Genomic DNA, 17,551 nt, shown 5'->3' on the forward strand with positions numbered 1-17,551 from the left:
CGATATGAACTACCAGCCCACCCCCGAGGACAGGTTTACCTTCGGCCTGTGGACCGTCGGCTGGCAGGGAAGGGACCCGTTCGGCGACGCCACCCGGCCCGCCCTGGACCCGGTCGAGTCGGTGCAGCGCCTGGCCGAGCTCGGCGCCCACGGAGTGACCTTCCATGACGACGACCTGATCCCCTTCGGGTCCTCGGACAGCGAGCGCGAATCCCACATCAAGCGGTTCAGGCAGGTCCTCGACGCCAGCGGGATGAAGGTGCCGATGGCCACCACGAACCTGTTCACGCACCCCGTCTTCAAGGACGGCGCGTTCACCGCCAACGACCGTGACGTGCGCCGCTACGCGCTGCGCAAGACGGTCCGCAACGTCGACCTGGCGGTCGAGCTGGGCGCCCAGACGTACGTCGCCTGGGGCGGCCGCGAGGGTGCCGAGTCAGGCGCCGCCAAGGACGTACGCGTCGCCCTGGACCGCATGAAGGAGGCCTTCGACCTCCTCGGCGAGTACGTGATCTCACAGGGATACGACCTGAAGTTCGCGATCGAACCGAAGCCGAACGAGCCGCGCGGCGACATCCTGCTGCCCACGGTCGGCCACGCACTGGCCTTCATCGAGCGCCTGGAGCGCCCGGAGATGTACGGCGTCAACCCCGAGGTGGGCCACGAGCAGATGGCCGGGCTGAACTTCACGCACGGTATCGCGCAGGCGCTGTGGGCGGGCAAGCTCTTCCACATCGACCTCAACGGTCAGTCCGGCATCAAGTACGACCAGGACCTGCGCTTCGGGGCGGGCGATCTGCGTTCGGCGTTCTGGTTGGTCGACCTTCTGGAGAGTGCCGGTTACGCGGGGCCCAGGCACTTCGACTTCAAGCCGCCGCGCACCGAGGACCTGGACGGCGTATGGGCATCGGCGGCGGGGTGCATGCGCAACTACCTGATCCTGCGCGAGCGTTCGGCCGCCTTCCGTGCCGACTCCGAGGTCCAGGCCGCGCTGCGCGCCTCGCGGCTGGACGAGCTGGCGCAGCTCACCGCCGCGGACGGCCTGAAGGGGCTGCTCGCGGACCGCGCGTCCTTCGAGGACTTCGACGTTGAGGCGGCCGCCGCGCGCGGCATGGCCTTCGAGAGGCTGGACCAGCTGGCCATGGACCACCTGTTGGGCGCGCGAGGCTGATCCGCGGGGCGGCTGGGGGCGGCAGGGGGTGGCCGGAGGGGGGCCGGGGGCGGCGCTTGTGGGCGGCCCCCGCTTCATGCGGTCGGTCTGCGCTGCTTTCCGGTGTTCTCCGCGCGGAATTCTCCGGAATCATGCGATCCATGGCATGGGTCCGTATCAACTTCCGCACAGGGGTCGCCTCATGACCGGTTCGAGGCGACTCTTGACGGTATGGCCATGCCGCCCTTACCGCCCCAACCTCCTCGGCCACCGGGAGAGTCCCCGCCTTCTGGAGGCGGTGGTTTCGGCCCACCGTCGTCAGGAGGCTACGGGCCTCCACCCGCAGACTCCGGCGGCTACGGGCCTCCATCCGGCGGCTCCGGCGGCTACTACGGTCCACCGTCGCAGGGCGGGGGAGGCGGGCAGCCACCGCAACCGCCGGGATCACCGGGCGGACCGGGCGGCCATCGTGGAGGACGGCGCCACGGCACCCTGTTCCTTGTGCTCGCTGTACTGGTGGGCCTCGCAGTCGTCGTCGCCGTGGCGTTGGTGACCACCAGCGGGAATGGCGACGACGACAAGAAGTCACCCACTGAGAGTGGCGGGAGCACGCGATCACCCTCCCCGTCGTTCAGCATCCCGTCCGAGTTCCCCAGCGAACTGCCGTCCCTACCCTCTGATCTGCCCAGTGAACTGCCCTCGGAATTCCCCAGTGATCTTCCGTCGGAGCTGCCGAGCGGCCTGGAGTCGCTCTTCCCGAGCCTTGCGGACGACGAAGTGCCGTTCTACTTGCTGAGGACCGGCGACTGCTTCAACGCGAACGACGGTCAGCCAGGGCAGGCCGCCAGGCGCTCGTGCGGCACCCCGCATGACGCCGAAGTCGTGAAGGTCGCCGAGCTCAACGGGAGTTACTCGACCGACGCAGCCCTCCAGAAGGCCGCGTCGGCTCTGTGCGAAGCCCCTCTGGAACGCAAGGCGGCCCAACAGCCGGCGGGGACCGTACGCGGCACTCTCGTGCAGTACCCGGACCCCGGCGGCTACGAGGTCGGCATAGACAACGTCGCCTGCAGCCTCGCCGCCGACATCGGGAGCGGTACCCACAAGCTCATGCAGCCTCTGAAGTGAACGGCACGCGTGCGTGGCCGACGTTCGCGGCTCACGCGCGCGTGCCGTACGAAGACCTCCTCTTCAGGGGACGGATCAGATACCGCGAGGCAGCCGCACGTATGTGACGGTCGTCTCGATTCCGCTGTCCACCAGCCGGCCCTGCGCGTCGAACGCGCCGGTCCCGTCGGTCATCCCGAAGTCGTTGTCATTGATGAGGGCGAGTGTCCTGTCGTCCACGCGCGCGACGCCCTCGATCTTGCCGGGCACCCCTTCGACCGTCCCCAGGTCCACGACCAGCCGCTTGCGCAGCACCGGGACGCCGGAGGCCGCCGGGTCGGCGAGCTGCTCCAGGGAGGGCGACGTCGTGTCGGTGTCCCACCGGCTGCCGAGGATGTTCGCGCTGCTGGTGAGCTCGACCGTCTGCAGGCGCGCCGCCTTGTCGGTGCGCTCCTCCACGAGCAGCTCGTCGCGGCCGACGGCCACCACGGAGGAGATCTTGAGCTCAGAGGTGTCGTCCTCGCTCGGGTCGACCACGTTCACCGGGTCGAAGCGGTAGGCGTACTCGGCGGTGACGGCCCGCTTCTTCGGCGAGAAGCGCAGCAGCCGCGTCGTGAGCGAGGCGTCTCCCGCGTCGCCGTCCGGCAGCGAGAGCGGGCTCTGCACCGCGAGCACCAGGTCACCACCGGGGAGCAGGGCGAGCCCTTCGAAGCCCCGGTTGGTCTTGCGATGCAGCAGAACGGAGGGCAGCGCCTCGACCACCGGGTAGTCCGTGCCCGACAGGTTCAGCCCCTTGGGCACATAGCGGGTGAGTACCTCCCCGCGCGCGGAGACATGGATCAGCGACGGGCCGTACTCGTCGACGAGCCAGAACGTGCCGTCGGCGGCCCGCACGATGCCCTCGGTGTCGACACCGTTCGGGTTGTAAGCGAGCGGGCTCTGCGCGTCGTAGGAGTACGGCGCCTCGTCGCGCCCCGCCTGGTTGGGCAGCCCGGTGACGGGCTTCCCGCCGGACGTGGTGATCGGGATCGAGTCGAGCACCTGCACGGTGTCACCGGACACCCGGATCTTCACGATCGCCGGGTCGAAGCCGGGCACCGGGAACGTGCGGCGCTTGGTGCCGTCCACCTTGATCTGGCCATTGGGCCCACGGTCGGTCACCGTCCAGAACTCGCCCTTACGCCCGGCCGGGTAGATGTCGCTGCCGATGCCACCGAGGTCCACGCCCCGGTCGTCGGCCACGCTGCCCGGCAGCAGCGCGTTGCTGAAGGTGCCCAGCGGGATGTCGCCGAGCGTCGCGGTGCCCGTCACCAGCGGCTGCGCCGGGTGGCCCTCCGCGCTCGCGGTGCCGGTCACCACGAGGGCGGCCACCACGGCGAGCGGCATGCCCGCGGCGACGGATCGGCGGACGCGGCGCCGACTGGCGGCGTGCGGGAACATTTGGCCTCCTGGGGCACAAGTTGGCTGACAGCGGCCAGGGTTCGCCCTGGCACCAAACGCAGCATGATCCCTAGGTGAACGCGGCACGTCAACCACTCGTCGGACCACCGCTCAGGTCCCTTTCGGCAAGGGCGAGAGCCGTCGCGGGATCCGCGACCGCCGGCCCCGCAGGGCTCCACAGGCCCCGCTCCTTGCGATAGGGCCACCATCGGCCGTCGCGCCCCAACCGCAGCTGAGCCGACGCACCGACCTGGCTCCAGCGGTTTGTGGTTGCACGAAACCGCGGACGCTCGTCCTCCTCCCAGGCCGACTCCAGCGCGGCACGCGCGCGTGCCAGCGATTCCGGCTCGCCGGTCCACTCGTCCTCAAGAACGGACAGCGCGGCCACACCGCCGTACCGCCAGGCTCGTACGGCGAGTTCCAGCTCCTCGGCGTGGCGCCCCGACCCCTCCGCGAGCCGCTGGGCGATCGAAGTCTCCGGGTGGTGGGCAGCAATCCGGACCGCGTCCTGGGCAAGCGTCAACTCCGTCTCGACGGCCCGCTGTCCGTGCCCGGGACGGAGTGCCTCGGTGAGCAACCGATATGCCTCGCCTGCGGTCGCGGCTGCCAGGAACTCCAGGGCGGCCGGGTTGATTCCCGGTGCCGGAGCGGCCTCCGTGTCCAGGGAAGGCGGCTGCCCCGGCCCTTCCGGCAGCACCGGAGTAGCAGGCAGCGGCGGAAGGAGGTCCCCGACCGCGTAGGCCTCGGCGGCGCTCACGCTATCCACAGGACCAGGGTTCGGCGTGTCCGCCGGCTCCTGTGCGGGCGCGCTGCCACGCGCCTGAAGCTCCTCCAGGAGGGTGTGTTCGTCCCGCCCCCGCATCAGCAGCAGGACGAACGGATCCTGGTCCAGCAGCCGCGCCGTCTGATAGCAGAGCGCGGCGGTGTGCCTGCAGTGGTCCCAGGCCTCACAGTCGCACTTCGCCTCCAGATCGCCCAGTCCCGGCAGGAGTTCGACTCCGGCAGCCGCCGCGTCCTCGACCAGATGCGGGGGCATCTCGCGGTCGAGCAGCGCGGCGATGTGCCCCGCGCGTGCGACGGCCATGTCCAGGAAACGGTCCCACTGCCTGCCGGACAGCTCCTGAAGCAGCACATCCGCACGGTGCGCGGTGCCGTCGCGGTCCTGTACGACGGCTGTGATGCGCCCCGGACGCACCGAGACGGCGCCCACTGCCCCGGCACGCGCGAGCCTGCGCCCCGTTTTCACCTGCCGGGAGTCCAATGCCGCGTCCTCCAGGGCCTGTAGCCAGGCCAGGCCCCACCAGGTCTGCGCGAAGCCACGCCCGTGCGCGGGCGGCAGAGCGGCAAACGTGCGCTCCTTGTCGCGATCAGTCATCGGGCGCCCCCTCGCAGCTCCACCAGGTCGGCCAGTTCGGCATCGGTCAACTCCGTGAGGGCCGCCTCCCCGGCGCCGAGCACCGAGTCCGCCAACAGCTGTTTGTGCCGCAGCATGTCGGCGATCCGGTCCTCGATGGTCCCCTCGGTGATGAACCGGTGCACCTGCACGGGCCGGCTCTGGCCGATGCGGTACGCGCGGTCCGTGGCCTGCGCCTCGACTGCGGGGTTCCACCAGCGGTCGTAGTGCACGACATGCTCGGCCCGCGTCAGGTTCAGCCCCGTTCCCGCCGCCTTCAACGACAACAGGAAGACAGGGATCTCGCCTGCCTGGAAGCGGTCCACCATCGCCTCGCGCTCGCTGACGGGCACCCCTCCGTGCAGGAACTGCGTCGACACACCGCGCGTCGCCAAGTGACTCTCGATGAGGCGCGCCATCCGCACGTACTGCGTGAAGACCAGGACGCTCGCTCCCTCGGAGAGGATGGTGTCGAGCAGTTCGTCCAGCAGCTCAAGCTTCCCGGACCTGCCCGGAATCTTCGGCTGATCCTCTTTGAGGAACTGCGCAGGGTGGTTGCAGATCTGCTTCAGCCCGGTCAGCAGCTTCACGATCAGACCCCGTCGCGCCATGCTGTCCGCGCCCGAGATCTCCGCGAGGGTCTCGCGCACCACCGCCTCGTACAGCCCCGCCTGCTCCTTGGTGAGCGACACGGCACGGTCGGTCTCGGTCTTCGGCGGCAGTTCGGGCGCGATGCCCGGGTCGGACTTGCGACGGCGCAGCAGGAACGGTCGTACGAGCTGGGCGAGCCGTTCCGCCGCCGCCGGATCCTCGCCGCCCTCGACGGTCTGCGCGTACCGGGTACGGAACGTGCCGAGCCTGCCGAGCAGTCCGGGAGTCGTCCAGTCGAGGATCGCCCACAGTTCCGAGAGGTTGTTCTCCACCGGCGTGCCGGTGAGCGCCACACGCGCGTGTGAGCCGATCGTGCGAAGTGCTCGTGCCGTCGCGGAGTAGGGGTTCTTGACGTGCTGGGCCTCGTCCGCGACGACCATGCCCCAGGTCACCTCGGCGAGCCGTGGTGCGTCGAGCCGCATCGTGCCGTACGTCGTGAGGACGAACTCCCCGGCGGCCAGGCCCTCCAGGCTGCGCCGGGCGCCGTGGAAACGCCGTACGGGGGTGCCGGGGGCGAACCTCTCGATCTCGCGCTGCCAGTTGCCCATCAGGGAGGCCGGACAGACCACGAGGGTGGGGCCCGCGGCCGACTCGTCCCTCTGCCGGTGCAGATGCAGGGCGATCAGCGTGATGGTCTTGCCCAGCCCCATGTCGTCGGCGAGACAGCCGCCCAGCCCCAAGGAGGTCATGCGGGCGAGCCAGTTGAGTCCCCGAAGCTGGTAGTCCCGCAGCGTCGCGGTGAGTGCGGCGGGCTGCTCGACGGGCTCTTGTGCCTCCGGGTCCGCAAGCCGTTCCCGCAGCGTCGCCAGCCACCCCGTGGGCCGTACCTCGACCCGGAGGCCGTCCACCTCCGTGGAGCCCGTCAGAGCGGCACTCAGCGCGTCGATGGGCGTGACCTTGCGGTCCTGCTGAGCCTGGGCGCGACGTACCTCCTGCGGGTCGACGAGCACCCACTGGTCGCGCAGCCGCACCATGGGCCGGTTCGCTTCGGCGAGCCGGTCCAGTTCCTGCCGGGTGAGCTGCTGATCTCCCAGCGCGAACCTCCAGTTGAAGGCGAGCAGGGCGTCCGCGGACAGAAACGACGGCGCGTCCGACGACGCTTTGGCCGGGCCCTTCTCGTCCTCCGGCGGGCCGATCACCGCGCGCGTGGTCAACTTCTGCGCCAGTTCCTTCGGCCAGTGCACGTCGATGCCCGCGAAGGCCAGCTTGCGGACGCCTTCGCCGAGGAGTTCCGCGACGTCCTCGTCGGCGAGTTCGACGGCATCCGGTACGGCTGCCGACAGCAGGGGGGCCAGCGGGTCCCAGGCCCGGACAGCGCGGCGCAGCGCGAGCAGGGCGGTCATCCGCGCGCGCGGGCCGAAGGGTGAGGAGCCGGCCCAGACGGCGGAGGCGTCCGCGACGAGATGGGGATCGCTCTCACTGTGCACCTGCGGCACCGCGCGGAACGGCAGCCGGGTCTCCTCCGACACGGCCGAAGCGAGCCCTGGTACCTCGATGCGCAGAGAAATCCGTACGTCCGAGTCGTGTCCCGCGGCGATGTGCGCGGCCCAGGCGCGCTGCTCGGGCACATGCTGCGGCTCCTGGGCCGCGAAGGCCCGACCGCCTGCCGCGAGCGCCGCCGCGGGCGAGCGGGGCAGCGCATCGGCGACCGCGTCGAGGAACGCCCGCAGCAGCCACTCCGGATCGGGCAGCCGCAGTGGCCCGTCGCCCGCCACCGGCGCCGCGTGCGCATGGGGCGGCATCGCGGCGGCCAGCGCACGGATCTGCTCCAGGTCCTGCGGCCGCAGCGGCCCCGCGCGCCAGGTGTCGTGGTCATCGGCGGTCAGGCCGGGCAGCAGCAGTCCGCGCGCGGCGAACTGGAGAGCGAGCACGGCGGCCGCGCCCCAGAACGAGGTTGCCCGGTGCGCCTGCGCCGCCGCACGCGCGCGTGTGAGGACCGGTAGAGCGGCACGCACGGAGAGAAACACGGCGGGTACGGTCACGAGGTCGACGTCCTCGTCCGCGGGCAGGACGACGGTCAGACTCTCCGCGGAACCGGACGCCACCTCGGGAGGAGCTTCGCCATCCGGATGCCAGAAGGCGACGCTGGGGCCGCGGGACGGACCGGGGGGTACGAAAACGGCACAGCAGTGGGCCAGTTCAGTGATCTCGGCGGGAGTTGCCGCAGGAATCCTCTGCACAACGATGCGCATTCCTCAAATTTGACTACCGGGCGAGTCGCCGAGGGTACAGCACTTGGGTGAGAGGCGAGAACGGATGTTGTGGTGTGGGTACCTTCCTGCTGGGGGCCAGGCACTGCTCGGTCTCGCATCGGCATACGGCTTGCCTGCCCAGCGGCGCGGGCAGTGAGAGGCCCCGCCCTGTACGCGGTCGCCCGGCCACTGATTGGCGCGCGCTGCCAAGATTTGGGTATCCCCTATACGGATACCGGGCTCGTCGATTCCTGCCGACAGGCCTTGCGCCACACACGCGAGGGCGGGAAGGCCTCTCAGGGTTGGCTAGGGGTCGGGCCTCAGGGTCGTATCAGGGTCTCGGTCCGGAACCGTGGGAGGCGCGGACCCGTTCTCAGAACAGAGAGCGGCATCAGCCGCGAAGGAGGCGACACATGTCGAAAAACGCGAAGATCGCCGCAGGGGGTGTGGCGGTCGGGCTCATCCTGCTGATCTGGCTGCCCTGGTGGGCCGCCTTCCTGATCGTGCTGGGAGTCCCGGCGGCCGCGTACCTGGCGCTGGACCCCTCGCAGCGGCGCAGGCTGCGCCGCGTCACGCGCAAGGAGATCGGTCGCTAGATACGCCACCGACCGGTCACGCCTCCGCCCAGCGCGCCGGAGCCGACCACATCACCGCTCGCGGGCCTGCCACTGGCGCCGTCCGCGAGCGGTGATGTGCGCCCTGCTCCCATGCCTCGCTCCGCACGGTGGCGGCCCGGAAGCTCGGGGCGCTCATCCCGGTGGCGGCCGTCTCGTCCGGGTATCGCGTGGCACGGCCCTCAGCTGGGGCGTACTGCCATCTTGTCCAGGGCGTCCAGGAGGCCCGGCAGCTCCGGACCGCGGCCGATGGGCAGGACTTCCCCGGGCTCCTCGTCGAGAAGGACGAAAGCGATGTCGTCGGTCCTGGCGACCAGGGACCAGCCTGGTCCGTCGGCGCGCAGGGTCCGGGCCTCGCCATTGGCGAAGGCGGAGCGGACGCGGCCGAGTGGAGGTGGCGTGTCCAGGTAGGAGCGTGCCTCCGCCAGGGCCCGGCGGACACCGCTGAGTGCCTCGCCGTCGGTGCTCTCGGGCTGGTCCGGATGATCCCGAGGGGTCTCTTCGGTCGGCGTCTCACCGTCCGGCTTCACGAAATCGGTGTCGTCGATCTGCTCGCGCCAGATCGCCCACTGCTGTGCGATCTCGTCGGCGCCGAGGCGCCGTTGAGCCGGACCCCAGGTAGTGGTGTCCGGTGGGCGCAGCGGGGGCCGCTCTGTGAGTTCGGGTGCGGGATCGTGCGGGGCCGGCACCCCCGGGGCCGCGACGGCGACATCGAGGGGCCAGCCGGGCAGCGCGGAGACGACCGTGCGCTCGTCCGGCGACAGATCGTGCTCCATGCCGCAGTCCCAGGAGGCGATGGCGACGGCGACGAGAGAGACGTCGTCGATGACAACAGTCCACCGCGCGCCTTCGCCGTCCTGGCCGATCACGAGGCCGTAGCCGTCGGTCAGGGGTACCAGGTCGAGTGCGGCGCAGGCCGCCGGGTAGTCGTCCCCCAGTACGCTGGGGAACTTCGCCGGTGTCAGCAGCACCGCCGTCAGCACATAAAGCGCGTCGTCGTCCCCGGCGGCGACGGCGTCATCGTCCGTCCCGGCCATCCCAGCCTCCCCATCGCCTGTGTCCGTCGGCGCACCCTAGTGCGACCGGAAGGCGCTTGTCACGAGTGCCCGGCGCAGGTGGAGCTGCGGCTATCCGGCTGGACAGGGGTGAAAAGACCGTCCGGGGCTCTCCCCCGTCACGCGGCGGGCAGTCCGAGCAGTGTCCGGGCCACCGTCTGCGGCGACTCGTCGCGCTCCCGTGCCAGGGCGATGACAGCCCGGCAGGCCAGCTCGTTCACGCCGAACGACAGGGCCTCTGGTGACACCCAGGCTGCGGCCTCTTCGAGCCGGTCCTGGTCGTCCTCCGCGCACGCCGACACGTACGCCGCAGCCGCCTCGAACAGGTTGTGCCGCGCCTTCTCCGGCCGTCGTGTCGTGGCCGGCTCTCCCAGGGACCGCTCGGCCGCCCTCTTGCCCCACGTCTTGCGGAGTCTGCCGAATATTCCGGACATCTGGCCGCCTTCCCCCTAGTGACGACCCGAGGGGCCGTCGCTCACCGGTCAACTAATGCTACTCAACGTTGAGTTGGAGCCTCGGCGACAGAAGAGGGTCGGGCCGGTGAAGCGGTCTGACCCGGCACGCCCGCGGATGCGCTGTGTGCGCCTCAACCGTCTCTCATCCCTCACCGATCCCTCTTGCCTCACCCATCTCATCCTTCACCGATCCCTCTCACTTCACTCGTGTCTCACCTTCAGCAGTTCCTCTCATCTCACTCGCGTGTCACCTTCAGCAGTCCCTCTCACTCACTCTTGTCTCACGTTCACCAGTCCCTCTGGCCTCATCGGTTCCCCTCACCACTCCCGTCGAGTGAGTCGACAGTGACCCGCAGCCAGCCCAGTTCGGCCTGGCTGTTGCCCGCGCGATGGTGAGGATGCCGCGCCGGAAGGGATCGTCCACCTCTTCGGGCCTGAGGCGTCAGGCGCGGCGGGCGGCCAGCGCGAGGAATCGGCTGTCCTCGTCGACGTACGACGTCATGTCCCAGCCGGAGCGGGCCAGTAGGGGGCGGAGGTTGGCCACGTCGCGCAGGTCGTCCGGAGTGATCCGCCGGCCCTGGCGGGCCGCGAGCGCCGCCCGGCCGATCGGGTGGAAGAGTGCCAGGATCCCGCCGGGTCGCACGACTCGTGCCAACTCCCGCAGGTCCTCCGCGGGGTTGGCCAAGTGGGCGATGAGGCCCGCCCCGAACACGGCGTCCAGCGACTCGGTGCGCAGCGGCAGCCGGGCGACATCCGCGAGCAGTAGCTGCCCCTCGCGGCCCCGTCCGGCCCGCACGGCGGCCTCCAGCATGGCAGGAGTCAGATCGGCTCCCAGGACCACTCCGGAGGGCCCCACGGCCGCTCGCAGTGGCGGCAGGGCGCGCCCGGTGCCGCAGCCCGCGTCGAGCACGCGGGCGCCCTCGCGCAGTCCCAGTTCGGCGACCGCTGCCGCGTATGCGGGGCCGTCGTCGGGAAACCGGGTGTCCCAGTCGGCCGCGCGTGCCCCGAAGAACTCCTGGACATGTGTGTGGTGGTCGCTCATGTTCCGCATGATCCCTCACCGACACGAAGTACGACCCGGCGCACACGTTCGAGCGGGACGCGATCGTTCAGTCACACCTCTCCGTCATATTTCAACACCTTTCGAAATGCGCCCCCTTTGTGCGCCCCTGGCAGGACTAGCGTCCCTGAGCCATGGGACACCTGGACCACGCCACCTTCGGTTGGCTCACACCCGTGCTGTCGTACGCGATGGCCTGCATCGGCGCAGCCCTGGGGCTGCGCTGCACCGTCCGCGCGCTCGGTGCCACGGGGCGTTCGCGCCGCAACTGGCTCCTCACCGCGGCCTCGGCGATCGGCACCGGCATCTGGACGATGCACTTTGTGGCGATGCTGGGCTTCAGCGTCAGTGGTACGGAAATGCGCTACAACGTGCCGCTGACGATCGTCAGCCTGCTCGTCGCCATGGTCGTCGTCGGTGCGGGCGTCTTCGCCGTCGGATACGGCCGCGACCGCGGCCGAGCCCTCGCCGTCGGCGGGCTCACCACCGGTCTCGGCGTCGCGAGCATGCACTACCTGGGTATGGCTGCTTTGCGGCTGCACGGAGACGTGCACTACGACCCGGCCCTTGTCGGACTCTCTGTCGTGATCGCCGTGGTCGCCGCCACGGCGGCGTTGTGGGCGGCACTCAACATCAAGTCGCCGGTGGCGGTCGCTGTCGCCTCCCTCGTCATGGGAGGGGCCGTCAGCAGCATGCACTACACCGGGATGATCGCGGTGAACGTGCGTGTCAGCCCCTCCGGCGAGGCCCTGCCCGGGGCCACGGCGATGCAGTTCATCTTCCCCCTTGCCGTGGGCCTCGGGTCCTATCTCTTCCTGACATCGGCGTTCGTCGCCCTGTCGCCGACGACCGGTGAGCGCGAGGCATCCGCGTCGGCCCAGCGGCCGGTCGAGTCCATTGCCCGCTAGCGGCGCCCCCCGGCCACGACAGGCCGGCAGGCACGAGCCGAAACCATCCGAGCGAGGAGGCCATGCGTACACCCGGTAGGACCCCCAAGGCGGGCGCCGAGCCGTCGCCCCAGCCCCCGGCACGAGGCCGCCGCGCGCACGCCGGCCCGCCGGCCGACGAGCGCGTGGACGTCGACGAAACCGTCACCGACGCGCCGCCGGAAGCACCCTCGCGCGCGGGAACGTGGCGCATTCGCCCCCGCACCGTACGGGCCAAGATCGTCTGCCTGTTGATGGTGCCGGTCGTCTCGTTGCTCGCACTGTGGGCGTACGCCACAGTGACGACCGCTCAGGACGTCGCACGGCTACGGCAGTTGCAGAGCGTGGACTCGACGGTCCGGGCACCGGTCGACGCCGCCGTCGCCGCGCTCCAGACCGAACGCGTGGCCGCTGTCCGGTACGCGACTGCCCCCTCCGCTGCGCAGGAGAACAACTTCAAGGAGCTGGGCAGGCGCACCGACCGCGCGGTCGCGAAGCTGCGACTGGGCGAGCACAACACCGTCGCCGACGGCGCCGACCTGCCCGCTGGAGTGGCCGCGCGCCTCGACGCGTTCGTCACCGGAGCCGAGCGACTGCGATCCCTGCGCGCCGCCGTACTGGACCGCCGTAAGGGCTGGGACGACACGTACAGGACATACACCGAAACCATCACGACGGCCTACGCCGTGGACGGCGCGCTCACCGGCATCCAGGACGCCGAACTGGGCTCCGACGCGCGCGTGCTGCTCGAATTCTCCCGGGCCGGGGAGACGCTCGCCCAGGAGGACGCGGTGCTCTCCAGCGCCCGGCTCGCCGGGACTCTCGACGGAGAGCGACTGCGGCTGTTCACGGGGGCCGTCGACACCCGCCGTACGCTGACGGACGCGGCTGTGGCGGATCTCGGCGGACCCGAACGAGCCGCCTGGGACACGCTCGTGGAGGGGGGCGCGTACGAGGACGTGCGCGCCGTCGAGGAGAAGGTGCTCGCGGCCCGAGGTGGCGGCAAGGCGATCGCCGCCGCGCCGGAAGCCGACTGGAACACCGCCCACGCGCGCGTGCAGGGGGCGATGCGGACGATCGAGGAGAACGCGGCCCGCGGTGTCGCGGACCGGGCCGACCCGTTCACACGCGGAGTGCTCACTCCGGCCGGTGCCGCGGTTCTGCTCGGGCTCGGCGCGGTCGCCGCGTCGCTCGTCATCTCGGTGCGCATCGGACGCGGGCTCGTCGTCGAGCTGGTGAGCCTGCGCAACAGCGCCCTTGAGATCGCGCGCCGCAAACTCCCGCAAGCCATGCGCAAACTGCGCGCGGGAGAGGAGATCGACGTCCGCGCCGAGGCTCCGCCCGGACCACCCGCGGAGGACGAGGCCGGGCAGGTCGCGGAGGCCCTGGGTACCGTGCACCGAGCCGCGCTTCGCGCCGCCGTCGAGCGTGCCGAGCTCGCCGGCGGAATCTCCGGGGTCTTCGTCAATCTCGCTCGCCGCAGCCAGGTTCTCGTGCACCGTCAACTGAGCCTGCTGGACAGCATGGAGCGCAGGTCCGACGACCCGAACGAGCTGAGTGACCTCTTTCGCCTCGACCACCTCACCACGCGGATGCGGCGCCACGCGGAGAGCCTGATCATCCTCTCCGGGGCCGCACCCGGCCGCGCCTGGCGGATGCCTGTCTCGCTGACGAACGTCGTCCGCGCGGCCGTGTCCGAAGTCGAGGACTACGCGCGCGTGGAGGTACGACACCTCCCCGAGGCGCCGGTGGTGGGTGGCGCGGTGGCCGACCTCACCCACCTCCTGGCGGAGATCGTCGAGAACGCCGCCCAGTTCTCGCCGCCGCACACCCGAGTCCGGGTCAGCGGCGAGCCCGTCGGTAACGGCTACGTCGTGGAGGTCGAGGACCGGGGCCTCGGCATGGGCAAGGAGACACTCGCCGAGGCGAATCGCCGGATCGAGCAGTCCGAGGCGCTCGACCTCTTCGACAGCGACCGGCTCGGCCTCTTCGTGGTCAGCAGGCTTGCGGCCCGGCACGGCATCAAGGTGCACCTGCGGACCTCGCCCTACGGCGGCACCACCGCGGTCGTCCTGCTGCCCACCAGCCTGCTGCAGGGCGGCGCGGTGGAACGTTCCCCTCGCCGGGCCGACACGGAAAGGACCGCGGAACGCGAGTATGCGCGGGTGTCGGCCGCACCGGAGACGGGCTCCGTCCAGGCAGTCACGGAGCGTCCCGCACTGGTGCCCCCCATACAGACAGGCGTGGAAGCCCCGGTGAACGGTTCGCCCGAGAACCCGCCCCCTGGACCCTCTGGAATCACCACACTGCGGTTGCACCGGCCCCAGGACACCCCTGACGAGTCCGACGACCTCCCCCGGCGGGTGCGGCAGGCGAGCCTCGCGCCCCAACTGCGCGCAAAGCGCTCAGAAGAGCCGGTCGAAACGCCGGGCGACCGGACCGACGACCAGCGAACCCCCGAACTCGCGCGGGACCGCATGTCGGCCTACCGCGACGGCTGGACGCGCGGCGGAGGCCGGCCGCCCGGCCCCCGTGCCACACCCGATCCCGATCCCGATCCCGAAGCGGGCAACGACAGCAGCGAAGGAGACCCCGCATGATCCAGGATCCGAACATGAGGGCCGCCCCGCAGTCCGGCGAACTCGACTGGCTGCTGGACGACCTGGTGCTGCGCGTGGCCGAGGTGCGGCACGCGGTGGTGCTGTCGAACGACGGACTCGCGGTGGGCGCGTCCACCGCGCTGCGGCGCGAGGACGCCGAACACCTCGCCGCGGTCGCCTCAGGCTTCAACAGCCTGGCCAAGGGTGCCGGACGGCACTTCGGGGCCGGGGGAGTACGTCAGACCATGGTCGAGATGGACGACGGCTTCCTGTTCGTCGCGGCCGCGGGCGACGGCTCGTGCCTCGCTGTCCTCACCGCCGTGACAGCCGACATCGGCCTGGTCGCGTACGAGATGGCGCTGCTGGTCAAGAGGGTCGGTGAGCACCTCTACACACCGGCGCGCGTCGGCGCGCAGCCGCCCGCAGCCGGATGAACGAGGACGGTCGGTGCAGATGACCGAGGACATGCCGGGCGCCCTCCAGCAGGAGGGCAGCCAGTGGTACGACAACGAGGCCGGCCCCCTCGTCCGCCCGTACGCGATGACCGGTGGGCGCACCAAACCCGGCCCCACGGGCGTGCGCTTCGACCTGATCGCCCTTGTCACGCTGGATACGGGCGCACCTTGCGTCGACGACGACACCTCACTGGGACCGGAACACCGGACCTTGATCGAGCTGTGCCGTATCGAGACACAGTCGGTGGCCGAACTTTCCGCCGACGCCGACCTGCCTGTGGGCGTGGTCAGGGTGCTCCTGGGCGATCTCCTGGAACTGGGCTGCGTCACAGTGAGCCGCCCCGTGCCACCCGCCCAACTGCCCGACGAGCGCATCCTGCGCGAGGTGATCGACGGGCTGAGGGCGCTCTAGATGAACCAGGTGAGGATGAACGAAGTCAGCGACCGGCGAGTAACCGAAGAACCAAGGCGCCCTGTCTTGCGCTCATTTGCTGGCACATCCGGATACCGGATGCGCGGTAGCCGTCCGCATCGAACAAATAGCGGTCCAATCCCTCGAAGGGGGACTGAAGTTGTCATGATGCTGAATTCGCGCACCCATACGACGTTGCCGACCCGGAACTCGAACGGACGTACTCACGTCGATCGTTGCCGGCACTCCCGAGAGAAGTGATCGATGGTCTCCGAGAACTCCAAAAGCTCCGAGAACTCCGACGCCTCGGATGGTGACATGACCGCCCTGGCGTTGAAGATACTGGTCGCCGGTGGATTCGGCGTGGGCAAGACCACCCTGGTGGGCGCGGTCAGCGAGATCAGGCCCTTGCGCACGGAGGAACTGCTGAGCGAGGCGGGGCAGTCGGTGGACGACACCGACGGTGTGGACCAGAAGGTCACGACGACCGTCGCCATGGACTTCGGCCGGATCACCATCAGGTCCGGTCTCTCGCTCTATCTCTTCGGAACCCCGGGCCAGGACCGGTTCTGGTTCCTGTGGGACGAACTCTCGCAGGGAGCCCTCGGCGCCGTGGTCCTCGCGGACACCAGGCGGCTCGAGGACTGTTTTCCTGCGGTGGACTACTTCGAGCACCGGCACATCCCGTTCGTGGTGGCCGTCAACTGCTTCACGGGTGCCCGCGCCTACGGTGCCCAGGACGTGTCCCGTGCCCTCGATCTCGATCAGGGCACGCCCGTGGTGCTCTGCGACGCGCGTGATCGCGACTCCGGGAAGGAAGTTCTGATTCGTCTGGTCGAGTACGCCGGGCGCGTGCACACGGCCCGGCTGCTCGACTCCGTCGGCTGAGACATGTCGCGGCCGTTCCGTGGCCTTGGCCCGTTCCGTGGCCATGGCCCGGCCGCGGGCGGGATCGCGACTTTCAGTCGGCCACCGCGGCGTAGGCCAGAACCTTCCTGATCCTTACACGTACGAGGAGTTCACCGGGGACCCCGTTGCGCTCCCCGAATTCCCCGGCGCGCTCCTCGCCCATGTAACGGGCGCCGATCCGGGCGGCCCAGTGCCGCAGTTCGTCGAGATCCTCCGAAAGTTCGGCCTGCCCTTCAAGGACGACGAAGGCGAAGGGCGGCCGGTCGTCGTCCACGCACAACGCGACCCGTCCGTCCCGGGACAGATTCCGTCCTTTGACGCTCTCCTTCGAGGTGTTGAAGAGCAGGTCGTCACCGTCCAGCAGGAACCAGATCGGCGTCACATGGGGTCCTCCGTCGGCTCGGACGGTCGACAGTTTTCCGGTGCGGGTTCCGTGCGAGACGAACGCCCGCCATTGCTCATCGGTCATCTTCTGTGCCATGCGTCCATCCTCCTTGCCGGGGCAGCGGCTGTGGTGAAGGCTGGCTGGCCAGATCCTCCGGTCAGGGGGAGGGCCACCACGGGGGGACCGATTCATGGCGCGGACGGGACTCGGCTGGTTGCTGGACGATCTCACAGAGCGCGTCGCACACGTACGGCACGTGTTGGTGCTCTCCAACGACGGGCTGGTGAGGGGCGCGAGTACGGGCCTGCGTCGTGAGGACGCCGAGCATCTCGCAGCCGTCTCGTCAGGTCTGCACAGCCTCGCCAAGGGCTCCAGCCTCCACTTCGGCGCGGGCCGGGTGCGCCAGACGATGATCGAGTTCGACTCCGCGGTGCTCTTCGTCACTGCGGCGGGCGCCGGTAGTTGTCTGTGTGTCCTCGCTGCGGCGGAGGCCGACATCGGCCAGGTCGCGTACGAGATGACCCTGCTTGTGAACCGTGTGGGCGAACACCTCGGCGTGGACGAGCGACATCCGGAGAACGCACCTGCCGAAGACCGCGCCCCCGTCGAAGACCTCTGAAACGTGCCCCCGGTCGGAGATCCCCGAAGCATGCACTTGTTTAAGGCCTCTGACCTGCACATACGTCGTCGCGGTCAGAGTTATCCACAGGCCGGACGTGAGATCGGCCGAACCGGCTACGGTTTTTCCCG

At 70.1% G+C, this 17,551-nt stretch carries 16 protein-coding genes and 1 pseudogene; 9 read left to right on the top strand and 8 right to left on the bottom strand.

Annotated features, from left to right (window positions below; all coding sequences use genetic code 11):
* The first annotated feature begins 4 nt into the window (after nt 1-4).
* Nucleotides 5-1,171: a xylose isomerase gene (gene xylA, locus ACFYPC_RS00720; RefSeq protein WP_388668478.1), complete on the top strand. Its 1,167-nt coding sequence runs from the start codon at nt 5-7 to the stop codon at nt 1,169-1,171.
* 480 nt (nt 1,172-1,651) lie between these two features.
* Nucleotides 1,652-2,275 carry a hypothetical protein gene (locus tag ACFYPC_RS00725; protein WP_388668481.1) on the top strand — a complete coding sequence of 208 codons (624 nt, stop codon included), beginning with the start codon at nt 1,652-1,654 and terminating at the stop codon, nt 2,273-2,275.
* 75 nt (nt 2,276-2,350) lie between these two features.
* Here ACFYPC_RS00725 and ACFYPC_RS00730 read toward each other — a convergent pair whose 3' ends face one another.
* The 3 genes from ACFYPC_RS00730 to ACFYPC_RS00740 all read right to left on the bottom strand — a co-directional run bounded on the left by ACFYPC_RS00730 (nt 2,351) and on the right by ACFYPC_RS00740 (nt 7,930).
* Nucleotides 2,351-3,694: an esterase-like activity of phytase family protein gene (locus tag ACFYPC_RS00730; RefSeq protein ID WP_388668484.1), complete on the bottom strand. Its 1,344-nt coding sequence runs from the start codon at nt 3,692-3,694 to the stop codon at nt 2,351-2,353.
* Between the two features lie 88 nt (nt 3,695-3,782).
* On the bottom strand, nt 3,783-5,069 hold the full coding sequence (locus ACFYPC_RS00735; protein ID WP_388668487.1) for an SWF or SNF family helicase: 1,287 nt from the start codon (nt 5,067-5,069) through the stop codon (nt 3,783-3,785).
* Nucleotides 5,066-7,930 (bottom strand): DEAD/DEAH box helicase, encoded by a 2,865-nt coding sequence (locus ACFYPC_RS00740; protein ID WP_388668490.1) that lies wholly within the window; start codon nt 7,928-7,930, stop codon nt 5,066-5,068. Before ACFYPC_RS00740 ends, ACFYPC_RS00735 begins: the two co-directional genes overlap by 4 nt.
* Before the next feature lie 413 nt (nt 7,931-8,343).
* Between ACFYPC_RS00740 and ACFYPC_RS00745 the strand changes: the two genes are divergently transcribed.
* Entirely contained in the window at nt 8,344-8,526 is a 183-nt protein-coding gene (locus ACFYPC_RS00745) for a hypothetical protein (protein ID WP_081223009.1), read from the top strand.
* Between the two features lie 200 nt (nt 8,527-8,726).
* On the opposite strand, the gene ACFYPC_RS00750 is transcribed toward ACFYPC_RS00745, so the two are convergent.
* From ACFYPC_RS00750 to ACFYPC_RS00765, 4 genes and pseudogenes are all read right to left on the bottom strand, one after another.
* Nucleotides 8,727-9,581 (bottom strand): hypothetical protein, encoded by an 855-nt coding sequence (locus ACFYPC_RS00750; protein WP_388668494.1) that lies wholly within the window; start codon nt 9,579-9,581, stop codon nt 8,727-8,729.
* Between the two features lie 137 nt (nt 9,582-9,718).
* Nucleotides 9,719-10,024: a hypothetical protein gene (locus ACFYPC_RS00755; RefSeq protein ID WP_388669963.1), complete on the bottom strand. Its 306-nt coding sequence runs from the start codon at nt 10,022-10,024 to the stop codon at nt 9,719-9,721.
* A 335-nt stretch (nt 10,025-10,359) separates the two neighbouring features.
* A pseudogene (locus ACFYPC_RS00760) lies at nt 10,360-10,493 on the bottom strand (PadR family transcriptional regulator); the annotation flags it as partial.
* A gap of 3 nt (nt 10,494-10,496) precedes the next feature.
* Nucleotides 10,497-11,105, bottom strand: a complete 609-nt coding sequence (locus ACFYPC_RS00765) for a class I SAM-dependent methyltransferase (protein ID WP_388668496.1) — start codon at nt 11,103-11,105, stop codon at nt 10,497-10,499.
* 143 nt (nt 11,106-11,248) lie between these two features.
* Between ACFYPC_RS00765 and ACFYPC_RS00770 the strand changes: the two genes are divergently transcribed.
* The 5 genes from ACFYPC_RS00770 (at nt 11,249) to ACFYPC_RS00790 (ending at nt 16,395) form a co-directional block, all read left to right on the top strand.
* Nucleotides 11,249-12,022, top strand: a complete 774-nt coding sequence (locus ACFYPC_RS00770; protein ID WP_388668499.1) for an MHYT domain-containing protein — start codon at nt 11,249-11,251, stop codon at nt 12,020-12,022.
* Nucleotides 12,023-12,084: 62 nt separating this feature from the next.
* Nucleotides 12,085-14,640 (top strand): nitrate- and nitrite sensing domain-containing protein, encoded by a 2,556-nt coding sequence (locus tag ACFYPC_RS00775; RefSeq protein WP_388668501.1) that lies wholly within the window; start codon nt 12,085-12,087, stop codon nt 14,638-14,640.
* Complete coding sequence (locus tag ACFYPC_RS00780) at nt 14,637-15,074, top strand: roadblock/LC7 domain-containing protein (protein WP_388668504.1); 438 nt, start codon at nt 14,637-14,639, stop codon at nt 15,072-15,074. Before ACFYPC_RS00775 ends, ACFYPC_RS00780 begins: the two co-directional genes overlap by 4 nt.
* 19 nt (nt 15,075-15,093) lie before the next feature.
* A complete protein-coding gene (locus ACFYPC_RS00785; protein ID WP_388669966.1) occupies nt 15,094-15,507 on the top strand; it encodes a DUF742 domain-containing protein in 414 nt (137 codons plus the stop codon).
* A gap of 264 nt (nt 15,508-15,771) precedes the next feature.
* Nucleotides 15,772-16,395 carry an ATP/GTP-binding protein gene (locus ACFYPC_RS00790; RefSeq protein ID WP_388668507.1) on the top strand — a complete coding sequence of 208 codons (624 nt, stop codon included), beginning with the start codon at nt 15,772-15,774 and terminating at the stop codon, nt 16,393-16,395.
* Nucleotides 16,396-16,468: 73 nt separating this feature from the next.
* Here the strand turns inward: ACFYPC_RS00790 and ACFYPC_RS00795 are convergent, their stop codons facing one another.
* Nucleotides 16,469-16,897, bottom strand: coding sequence for a PPOX class F420-dependent oxidoreductase (locus tag ACFYPC_RS00795; RefSeq protein ID WP_388668510.1), 429 nt, complete (start codon nt 16,895-16,897; stop codon nt 16,469-16,471).
* A gap of 94 nt (nt 16,898-16,991) precedes the next feature.
* Between ACFYPC_RS00795 and ACFYPC_RS00800 the strand changes: the two genes are divergently transcribed.
* Entirely contained in the window at nt 16,992-17,420 is a 429-nt protein-coding gene (locus ACFYPC_RS00800) for a roadblock/LC7 domain-containing protein (RefSeq protein WP_388668513.1), read from the top strand.
* The last annotated feature ends 131 nt before the right edge of the window (nt 17,421-17,551 follow it).

Origin of the sequence: Streptomyces sp. NPDC005808, from assembly GCF_042871385.1 — a bacterium.
Lineage (GTDB): Bacteria > Actinomycetota > Actinomycetes > Streptomycetales > Streptomycetaceae > Streptomyces.